This window comes from Bradyrhizobium sp. P3_C3, from assembly GCF_056402655.1.
Genome location: NZ_JBFUGY010000093.1, coordinates 1 through 10192, shown reverse-complemented (window position 1 = coordinate 10192; position 10192 = coordinate 1). Strand labels below are relative to the sequence as shown.

Annotated in this window: 6 protein-coding genes; 2 read left to right on the top strand and 4 right to left on the bottom strand. The window is 61.1% G+C overall.

The window, feature by feature from the left end:
- Positions 1–352: ABC transporter substrate binding protein (locus tag AC1DW2_RS42665; protein ID WP_477009090.1), on the bottom strand; the 352-nt coding region annotated here is incomplete at its 3' end.
- Positions 353–1232: 880 nt separating this feature from the next.
- On the opposite strand from AC1DW2_RS42665, the gene AC1DW2_RS42660 reads away from it, so the two are divergent.
- Both AC1DW2_RS42660 and AC1DW2_RS42655 read left to right on the top strand, forming a co-directional pair.
- Positions 1233–1454 (top strand): helix-turn-helix domain-containing protein, encoded by a 222-nt coding sequence (locus tag AC1DW2_RS42660; protein ID WP_477009089.1) that lies wholly within the window; start codon positions 1233–1235, stop codon positions 1452–1454.
- A gap of 414 nt (positions 1455–1868) precedes the next feature.
- On the top strand, positions 1869–2345 hold the full coding sequence (locus AC1DW2_RS42655) for a hypothetical protein (RefSeq protein WP_477009088.1): 477 nt from the start codon (positions 1869–1871) through the stop codon (positions 2343–2345).
- A gap of 1468 nt (positions 2346–3813) precedes the next feature.
- Here AC1DW2_RS42655 and AC1DW2_RS42650 read toward each other — a convergent pair.
- The 3 genes from AC1DW2_RS42650 to AC1DW2_RS42640 all read right to left on the bottom strand — a co-directional run bounded on the left by AC1DW2_RS42650 (position 3814) and on the right by AC1DW2_RS42640 (position 9253).
- Entirely contained in the window at positions 3814–5568 is a 1755-nt protein-coding gene (locus AC1DW2_RS42650; RefSeq protein ID WP_477009087.1) for a S41 family peptidase, read from the bottom strand.
- Between the two features lie 12 nt (positions 5569–5580).
- The gene (locus AC1DW2_RS42645) at positions 5581–6846 is read right to left on the bottom strand and encodes a SagB family peptide dehydrogenase (RefSeq protein WP_477009086.1); all 1266 of its coding nucleotides are present in this window, start codon (positions 6844–6846) and stop codon (positions 5581–5583) included.
- 133 nt (positions 6847–6979) lie between these two features.
- Positions 6980–9253: a TOMM precursor leader peptide-binding protein gene (locus AC1DW2_RS42640; RefSeq protein WP_477009085.1), complete on the bottom strand. Its 2274-nt coding sequence runs from the start codon at positions 9251–9253 to the stop codon at positions 6980–6982.
- Positions 9254–10192: the final 939 nt, after the last annotated feature.

Here is a 10192-nt window from a genome sequence, read left to right as displayed (position 1 = left end):
CGGCAACAGCTACGAATACAATGGGAATGGTCGTGGTCGCCGATTTCAGGGCTTCGGTTGCCTGTGGTGCCGCGACGACGAGCACATCGGGACGGAGAGCAATCAGATCGGCAATTGAAACTGGCAGTCGGTCCGGGGGTTGGGAAAAACGATAGTCAATAGTCAGGTTTCTTCCGTCTATCCAGCCATTGTTTCGCAATCCATCGAACAACGCCCGCTCGGCTTGATTGAGCGTCTGCCCGCCTCCGTCACCTACGGCGAGAAAGCCAAGTCGATGGCGTTTACCCTGCGCGCGCAAACGCCCTGACCAAGCGAGAAACGCCGCAGCGGCTATGAACTCTCGCCGCTTCATTCGACCCTCATCGCAACTTGAGGAGGACGCAGTGCAGAATATCAGATTTCAAGGGTCGTCGTATTCGGTAAGATGCTTTGCTGCCTCGCAAAGCGGCGGGAAGGCGCATGCCCACAACCGGTCGCTCCCAGCCTCAGCCTGAAGAGCTTCGTCTGGTCGCCTTACTCTCCAGAGCAGCCTTCGCACCCTCGCTTCGCACTCATGTGCTTCGCACCCCCTATATACCCCCCGGCCGGTGCGAGGCCCGGCCCCGGTCTCCGAAGACCGGGCCGGTCATTGCTCTAGCTCGTTGTCTCAGCCGAAAGGTGACTTTCGCGCGCTAGGTGACAATGCCCTATGTCGGCTTCGGATCAATCGCGTCGATCTGGCCGCGTTCCGTTGACTTCAGGTCTGCCCTCAGCTGCCGACGTGGCCGATTTAGAAGGCCATGTTCGCCTCAGGACCAACGGGTAACGTCGGGCGCACTTTCCAAGCGTGGCGAAAAACTGGCCGTGTCGTCCAGGCGGATAGCGTGTGGAAACGTAGATCGAAACCGTAGCGAAAGCTGCGGCCGGCGAAAAATACAAGCTATTCACGGAAATATGGGGGAGGGAGTATCTTCCCAGAACCGCGCCACGCGATGGAGTTACCCTCGCAACTTTGCTTGGAAATGCTGAACACCTTCAAAAGCTTGCTCAGCACGAAAAAATTCTATTTTGGCGAAGCTCTGAAAGAACCGGATTTTCAATAGCTTATGTTGGCTGTAATTTGCCCGCAGGTCGCGCGCGTTTGGTGAGGGCCTGTTACCAAGCCGAATAACGTTGACTTCGTTAGAAAGAAGCTGCGCTCAGCGCCCTGGGAATGTTCAGTCGCCGAATGCTGAACATCTGGGAACAGGGCGATGATTTCTACGAATGGTGAAGGCGAGCGCGCCGTAGTCGCGACCGTTAACGAGACTATGTTTGCGCTCAGGATCGGTCGCGCGAAGCTCTACGAGTTGCTGCATTCGAAAGCGTTGGACAGTTATCGCGAAGGTGCCTCTCGAAAGATCACTTGGAGCAGCATCGACGCATATGTCGAGCGCCGTTTGGCGGAGGAATCTAAGCGGCGAGGCAGCGAGTAATTTCATGCAGCCCGCGACCGAATCTCTAGCAGCGATAGTGTCCTCGAACGGGCGTAAAGACGCCGCGACGAGGCCGGTGCCATTCCCTAGCGAAGGGGGGATTCTAGGCATTTCGAAGCACTTAGCCCAAAGTTTGGGCCGAGCCCGCTTCATTGAAACTCAACGTGTTTCAACGTTGGCCCCCAAACAGCCTACCGTGACAGGTAAGGAAGACCGGTCTGCGGCCGCACGTTGCCGCGCGAACCGGCACGAGTTCGCCATAGCTTTTCCTGAACCGGACCCTCCGGACAAAAGAAAGCGCCCCCCGAGGGCAAATCGGGAGGCGCCGGCATTCTTTGGTACTTGGGCAGCTGCTGATTCTGCATACTCGAACGAGGAGCTCCGTTCAAGCGCCCCAGCAATATGGGGGCGTCCGTGAGCGAGAAATTCGACTGGGATGACGGGTGCCTCGTCGTGCCGTTCTATCCGGCGCAAAACAAAACCGCCGTCTACACGAACCCTTTTGGGGACATCGTGCTGCGGCAACACAATCCGGACTCCTGGAAGGACGATGAAGATAACGTCTTGATCTTCCGACCGGAGCATGCGGAAGCTATTGTTCGCGCGATCATTCAGGAGGTCGGGCTCCCTTACGTTCTGGTGCCAGACGTTGCGGAGAACGGTTGTTCTCGCGATACAAGCCTCAAGGACAGGACCGCCGCGGAACGCCAGCGCCGTCGGCGCAAGAAGCTGCGCCAAGGCCGTGACTCCAATCGTGACGACAGCGATGCCGTCACGGGAGTCACGTCCGATCAGCCGCTGGTCCTGCCGGATCGTGTCAACCTTATCCTCCTTCGCGCTCCAGACGAGCAAAGCGAGGAGAAGGTCCAAGAAACGGCGCTCACGCGCTGACCGAACTGCCGCGTTCGGTCAGCCGTGGGCTCCGCGATTGCGGGTCTGCTTTTCGGAGGCTCCCGCCGCAATCAAGGTACTACGGCTGACCGTCGCGAGAATAGCGACGAGTCGAGATCGGCCATGATCTCGTCGCCGGGGAGGGAAGAACAGGACTCTTTCCCCCGCCGATGAATGACCGCCAGCGCGCCGCAAGCTCAAACAGCGGCAGCGAGCCGGCCGCTATACGCCTTTGGCGATCGGAAAACAAAATGCGCGGGTTCAGGTGTCCCCATTCCTTCCCGCGGCCTTCAGGTGCCCGGCACCCCCGGGAGCGGTTGAAGGCAAGTCGCAGCCGTCAGCGGGATGACAACCCGAACCGGTCGACTTGCGGGATGAGCCGAAAAAATCATCCCAACCGTCACGCCCCTCCACAAGGCGCGACGGGCGGACGCGCCGGGGCCAACGCCGCGCGAACCCCACGAGGGTTCGAAGGGCAACCAAGTACGCGAGGCCGAGTGGGCCTTCTCCATCGTCAGGAGCTTCAGATTGGGTCTTTTCCCAGACTGAAGGCGGAAAGGGGCGAAGCTATGCCCGCTAGGCAATGCAGGGCCTTGTCGGGTAACGCGGCACAAAGATCCGTTCGCCGCAAGGCTCGGTATCAAGGCGAGTCACCCTCGAACAGGGCTGAGACTGTGGTGAGACACCTTAAGAATTAACTGGTGTCTCACTGCTGCGGCTCGTGGAAGCACGGGAAGACACTCGCGCCTGACGTCGAGGTACCTCCCAACAACGCGATGATGGACCTGAACGCGCGCTATCAGGGTGATTTGCAACGAATTCGGCTGGTGAGACACAGCGAGTCACCGCGCGCCCTCAGATGAGACAGGGGTCTGAGGCATCCTCAAACGAAAACAAATGGTGAGGGAAGGGCTTAGGATGAAGGGCTTGGCAGATATTCGCCGAGTTTGAGCGCGGCATCATTCGGGAGCGAGTGAAGGCCGGACCTGCGAGGGTGAAGGCGAAGGGAACGAAGCTCGGCCGCCGGCCGATGAAGCCAGCGATCGAGACCCGCATCCGGGATCTGAGGGCCAAGGGCATGGGCATTCTTAAGATCGGCCGGACGCTGGGCGTGGGTACAAGCTTGGTCCAGCGGGTGATTTGCCAGTGAGCAAACAAAGGGACGAGTCACATTGTCCTTTGCATCCTTGGCGCGAGGGCAGTCTACAACAGTCAAGAGCGCTTGAGAGTGCGGAGCGACGGTTGTCCCTGCACCCACTCCGGTGAACGTCCGGTAGGCCAGAGCGGCTACGGCACCGGTTCTATAATCGGGCACCGTCAGTTATAGAAACGCGAAGCGCATGCCTACCATAGATTCCCGCTGGCCTGGCGTTGACGAGCGAGCCTCATCCTGTTCATCCGAAGGTGTGGCATACCGCGCACCGGTCAACTGACGTCGGCGTGAGTAACGATAGTTTTCGTTTTGCCGTCAGACGCCCTTTATCTGTCTCCAGAGAACCTCACCGGCCTGCTCGTACAAATCGTCGGCGTCTGCAAACACATCGCGCATCGTTCGCTGGTGCATGATGTCGGCCTTCACACCGAGATCCTCAAGTGGCAACCCCGCGCGCGCGCCGACCCGGCTCGAACGGCGGAAGGCCACACGCATTGCCATTCCCCGTGGCAGCGGCTGCAGCGGCATCGGCAAACCGCCTCCAGCGCCACGTGCTGGTACGAAGTTGCTCAGCAACTCGTGTGTCCAGACATTGGCGCCTCCAGCGCCGGTTCTGTCGTTGAAGCCCAGAACAGGCCCGATTTCATGGTCCTGAAATCCAGCTGAGAAAAAGTCGGTCGTGCTGTAGCAGGCGCTATCTATCAGGAGCACGACCTTCCCTTGATACCGACGACCGGTGGCGTTAACGCTGTTTGGATCTGAGATCGGGAAGTACTGCGAGTACTGCGCGCTCGTCTCCACAGCCAGATCGATCGAGGGGCGCCAAATCTGCAGGAACTGATTTCGCGTCAAGGTCAGTGTTGCAAGCGTGTTGCGCAGGCAAACCGGCTCGGGTTCGATCCTTCTATCGGTGAAAAGTTGCAACAGGTGCTCCCCCGCTAAGATGTTGCCGCCGGGGTTGCCGCGCACGTCGATGATCAAGCCTTCCTGAGGCAGCAAACCGAGAATTCGGATGACCTCTTGCAAGAATGCCAGGTGGTCTGGGACGTCGAAGCTACGTATCCTCAAGAGTCCGAAACTTCCCGAGCCAGTTTCGCGGACACTGTATTCTAAGTTGTTAGGAAACGTGGTCGCGTTGCCGAGGGCATGCTGTGTGGCCCCAGCCGGCTGCTGTCCCGCGTTCGTCATCTTACGCTCCCGCTGGACGGATTCAGGCTTGTAAAGAATTTGGCGCGCGCGATGGGTAGCGGCGAGCGCGACGTCAATGCCCATGGCAGTCGCCGCGAACGAGTTGGCATCGCCGGTCGCGACTCTCAACGGTGGTGGTTCAGGTCGAAAGACGCTCCAAGGAAAGCGGATTTCACTGACCCCCCGGGCATGCTGAAAAGTCAAGGTGACCCAGTCCTCCCGTGGCGATAGGGAGCTTAGCAGCGGCCGTGATGTCATCGATAGCAGTCCCTGCAGATGATTTGCCGCGTCATTACTGCCGGCGTGGTCGCGCGCGTTCACGTCGATGGCTGTTGCCATGGGCATGCCATTCCAGTGGGTAATCTCGACGCCCGGAGTGAATGGGGCTTGAACCGCCGGCTCCATCACCCGGGTTACGGGGTAGTGGGGGATACCCTGCTCATCGAAGTACTCATCAATCATGAACGGCAGAAATGCCGTCGCAGTCGCGAACGGCTCGGGGAGCAGATAGTTTGTGTGCAGGTCTCTCACGCTGTTGAAAATCTCCAGCATCCTGCGGTGGAAGACGCCCTCGTTCTGCACCTGCCCTCGGCGGACGCGAAGAAGCATCAACCGCAACGCCTGGACCGGATCGACGGCATACATGGCTTGTTTAAGAAGAAGGTGCGCGTACAGATCGTCAAAGAGCATTAGCGCCTGCTCGACGGCCAACTGCATCTCAGGGAGCGTTAGGCCCGATTGGGCACTCCGGAATGTCTGCAGCGGGATCACCGTATTGAGGTTTAGTTCGACAGGAGGCGCTGCACCGCGGGTTGTCTGCTCCTCGGCGGCAGGCGGTTCTGGCTGCGCGTCGGCAGCCCGTTCTGTCGGCTTGCGTGCCATGAGATGTCCTCCTTACACAGGATTGCTCAGCATGAACTCGCCCACGGTCGTTTCCCCGAAGTAGTCGGATCCAATCATGTCAGTGAATCGATCGGAGTTTCCCGCGCCAAGTGCACAGGGCCCCAAGCCCATCGCCGTTGCGACCAAGTACATTGTCTGGAACAGTGCTCCGACGTTCTTGAGTATCGTCGCGTAGGCGATAGACTGGTATTTCCAGGAGACTCTTCGGAACCGCGCGGCGACAAGCAGCAGGATGGAGGGATGTGCAAGGCCGGCCGTGGCAGTACGAGCGTCCTGGATAAACGCGGCCGTCGCCGAGGTGGGTGGGCAAATCGGCTCAAGCGAGTGCGTCATAGGGTCGTAATGGTACAGCCCCCTAAGTAGCCCCTGGCACCGCTCGGCTAGGACGTAGAGCTCCAACTCATAGCTTGCCCCGCCGTTTGGATAGGGCCGACAAGTTAGCTCCACGTCGTCGAACCGCGCCAGCTCCTTCACCCGAGCTACGCGGAACAGGAACTCGCCAAGCTGCTCGGACAGGATTCCATTGGAAGTGCTCGTCCTGATGGACCGACGCCGCTCGATTGCCGCCGTCAGAGGCAGGTCGTGCGCGGCGAGCCAATGCAGATCCGGCCGGAAGAGAGGAATACGCACGGTCGACATCGGCGGCTTGACGGCTGGCGCTGGAGCAACCTGGCCCCGGAAGCGGTAAGTCGCTCCCACGGGGTTGTTGTGACGACCCTGGCGGCTGCGCGCGTGAAAGTACAAATCGTGGAACTCCCAGTGGCTGAGCTCCTCGCTTTCGCCGCCGCTGTCGACGCGACCAGCGAGGCCCTCGGCAGCCAGCAGAGCGACAAACAGCTCTAGCATTCTGCCGTCAGGTACTCTCAAGCGACGGTAAAGATCGGCGGGCGCGTACGGCGCAGCGAAGATGGCAAGGGCTGAAGCAAGTCCGGCGTCCAGCAGTCGGATGCGCGAATGGCTTAGCGGCCCCTCGATTGTCAGAGTTCCGTTCTCGGCCCTGATGCAAGCGAAGCGGGATAACCGCATCGGAGCGTCTGGGGCGGGTAAGTTTACGGGCCGAGGTTCGTAGCGGGGGCTGATTGGATCGACGATAGCGGCGATTCTCCCGCCGAATTGCAATACACGCTGGAGGACGCCGGCCCGGACCAGTTCAATGCACAGCGACCCAAGTGCCGGCTCCAACATTTCTGCGACGTTGCTTCGAGAGCCGCCTTCGCCGAGGAGGAGCGCATCCAGTGCACCTGCAGGTAGTAGCATAAATACCTGCCCGTCTGGTCCACAGATAGCATCTCCCGCGGGCAAATGCCGGCGAACGAAGCGATCGTCGATCCGCCAGGAAACCTGACCTCGCCCCACACGCTCAGTTGACCTTAGCAGCGGTGCCATCGCATCACAGGAACATCGGGATCGGGTTAAGGTTTGCCTCTGCGGTCGGCGTCGCCAAGAGACCCATCTGACATGGAACCTCATAGAGCCGGCCCGGCGCGAAGCGCGCCCAGAAGTGCCGCATGCCTGGGACGATCACCTTGACGACGCTAACCCCGACATCGGGCCGCGTTTGGTCTAAAAGGAGCGTCTCCATGCCCAGCGCTTGGGCCTTCAACACGCACTGCGCAAGGTCCACCAAATGATCATTGCTATCCCATCTCTGAAACGTCTCCGGACCGTGTGCGGACACATGGTCAGCCGGCAGCACGTATGACTGGTTCGCCGTGGTTGCCGTTTCCCACCAGCGGATCGCGACTTGGTCTTGGTAGGCGTAGAGTCGGCGCCCGTCGATGCCTGCTGGCGCGCTCACGGCTGGTAAGAACTGGCTCATTTCGGCCAGCGCGCGGGTAAGCGCTACAGTCGGGTCGAAGTGCGCGCCGAAGCCGAAGATGATCTCCTCTTTCGCTCCTTCGGCATTGCGACTCAGGGCGACCACCACAGGGATCTGGTAGTCGCTTGTCAGGTCGAGCGCCCAGATGTCGCGCCCGCGGTGCCGATAGCGCTCTTGGCAGGTCCGGATGAAAGGGTGATCAAAACGGTTCATGTCCAGGCCAGGCATGCGCAGTCTGTTGTACCACCAGAGCGCGACGGCATCGCGCTCGACGAGTTCCAAGAAGCCCTGGACCGCAGCCTCCTCGATGGAGTTGCCAGCGGCGTTTCCGTTGGAGTCGGCCCAGCAGAAAGGTTCGCTACCCCGCGTCGGGTACCCGTAGTACAGGCATGCAGCGGGCATGTAGCGGACGGACTGCGCGGTCAGAGACCAAACTGGGGTCCATTCGACAGGGGCGTTCGGATCGAAAGCGTCCGGAACTGCGTTGAAGGGCGAGCCTTGAGTGTTCCAGCGCAGCCGATCACGATATTGCTGTTTGCTAAACAGCATACAGTCGTTCGGGTGCAAGGCCGCATCGCCGAGCTCAACGAGCTTTCCCCGAACGAGCGTCTCGTCGCCCTGGTACACTCCAGCATGGCGCTCAAGCGCCTCGAATAACGCGCTGGTCCGAGCCTGGGCGACGGTCGGCCCCTTGCCGCAGCTCTTCGTGTACATGCTGTAGCGGATGGCCTTGGGCGAGGTGCTGTCCATAGAGAAGTTGTGGCTGGCGATGAACAGCTTAACTACGTCGTCCTCGTCGGCCGACGATGGCGCTAGCTCGCTGACGATACCGCTCAACGGGCTTATGTGATGCTGGTGTCTGGCGAAGGTCTCCTCAGCGGACACCTCGCGGTGACCCGTCTCAGTGCACCTCGCCTTCGCTCTATTATGGAGCTGCGGCGCCACTAACTTGTTGTTGCCAGACAGTGGACTCCCGCAGGACGGGCACTGTGGGCGCTTTACGACGATATGCGTGGTGGAAACGAAGTTCCACGGATTCATGCTGACGATCTTGCCGAGGAGTTGCCCCCCATCAGCGAGGCCGACCCACTTCGCGGCGTGCAGGGCAACTAGCTGTGCGGCTCCCGCGATCTGGAGATTTGCCGAGCCATTACGCCGCGCAAGCGTCTTGCTGTGCCTTCCCGCATCGAAGAACCGCTCTGCGGCGACGCGAGCGCGGAGCCGCGCCGCTAGGCACTCCCAGCAAGCGGAGAGCCCCGGCTGGAAGATCGGGCCGAAAAGGCCGACAATACCCACCGGCCTTGCGATCATCCATGGAGATCCAGACGCCAATCGCGCACGATTGATTTCGCTTAGCTTGGGATGGAGATAGTCATCCGTGACGCAGACGGTGAAGCGGGGGACACCGCTGGTTTTGACGCCCGCCGCCTCAAGCGCCTGCAGGAATGGCATCGGGTTGATGCCGGGGGTAGCGATGACCTCAACGGGAAACGCGCCAAGCGTTTGCGCAAGCTGGCCTACATCGACACCTAGACTGCTCCAGAATAGCGTACTGTCGCTCCAGTCTCGGTGTGCAGCGTCGAAAATTAGACCATTCTGCGACAGGACCGCCAGCGCGTCTCGCGCCTCCTGGCCGCTTAGTTGGGGCGCGACTTCTCGTATGATGTCATCGATGGAGCGCTCACCGTCGATCAAACCGCAGACCCGCTCGACTGTGGAGCCCGTCAGGACGCCTTGCCGGTCGTCAGCGAAAAAGAAAACACCGTCGCCGGGGGCGAGCTCGATCCGGTAGTTATCGCGAAACGCGGGAATTGCATTTATCGCTTTTGATACAAGACCGTGCATAGCGGATGTCATTGGTTCGGGTGGAAATGGGTGCCTCGTTTAGGGCGCGGAGACCATCGCGAGTGTACGGAGACGAAGAGCGGCGGGCCCCGACGCCGCTCTGCAACTGCCCGCCCTCTATCAGGCTGAACCGGGTGTCGCGGGCATGCCGCTAGGCTGACCGGCGCCGCTGAAGCAGGCCGATACAGTCACCGGCAGGCTGAGACAGGCCGACCATCCGGCGGTCGAGGGTCCCTGGCCCTGAGGCATGCCGCCCGGCTGACCGGCACCGCTGAAGCACGCCGATACAGTCACCGGCACGCCGATGCAGGCTGACCATCCCGCGGTCGAGGGTCCTTGGCCCATTCCTTGGCCCTGAGGCATGCCGCCCGGCTGACCGGCGCCGCTGAAGCAGGCCGATACAGTCACTGGCAGGCTGAGACAGGCCGACCATCCGGCGGTCGAGGGTCCTTGGCCYTGAGGCATGCCGCCCGGCTGACCGGCACCGCTGAAGCACGCCGATACAGTCACCGGCACGCCGATGCAGGCTGACCATCCCGCGGTCGAGGGTCCTTGGCCCGTTCCTTGACCCTGAGGCATGCCGCCCGGCTGACCGGCACCGCTGAAGCACGCCGATACAGTCACCGGCAGGCTGAGACAGGCCGACCATCCGGCGGTCGAGGGTCCTTGGCCCATTCCTTGGCCCTGAGGCATGCCGCCCGGCTGACCGGCRCCGCTGAAGCACGCCGATACAGTCACCGGCAGGCTGAGACAGGCCGACCATCCGGCGGTCGAGGGTCCTTGGCCCTGAGGCATGCCGCCCGGCTGACCGGCACCGCTGAAGCACGCCGATACAGTCACCGGCACGCCGATGCAGGCTGACCATCCCGCGGTCGAGGGTCCTTGGCCCGTTCCTTGACCCTGAGGCATGCCGCCCGGCTGACCGGCACCGCTGAAGCA

Bases quoted from the DNA above. Each gene is read 5' to 3' on its own strand.
- AC1DW2_RS42645 (WP_477009086.1), bottom strand. From the start codon at position 6,846: ATGCTACTACCTGCAGGTGCACTGGATGCGCTCCTCCTCGGCGAAGGC.
- AC1DW2_RS42660 (WP_477009089.1), top strand. From the start codon at position 1,233: ATGATTTCTACGAATGGTGAAGGCGAGCGCGCCGTAGTCGCGACCGTT.
- AC1DW2_RS42650 (WP_477009087.1), bottom strand. From the start codon at position 5,568: ATGGCACGCAAGCCGACAGAACGGGCTGCCGACGCGCAGCCAGAACCG.
- AC1DW2_RS42640 (WP_477009085.1), bottom strand. From the start codon at position 9,253: ATGCACGGTCTTGTATCAAAAGCGATAAATGCAATTCCCGCGTTTCGC.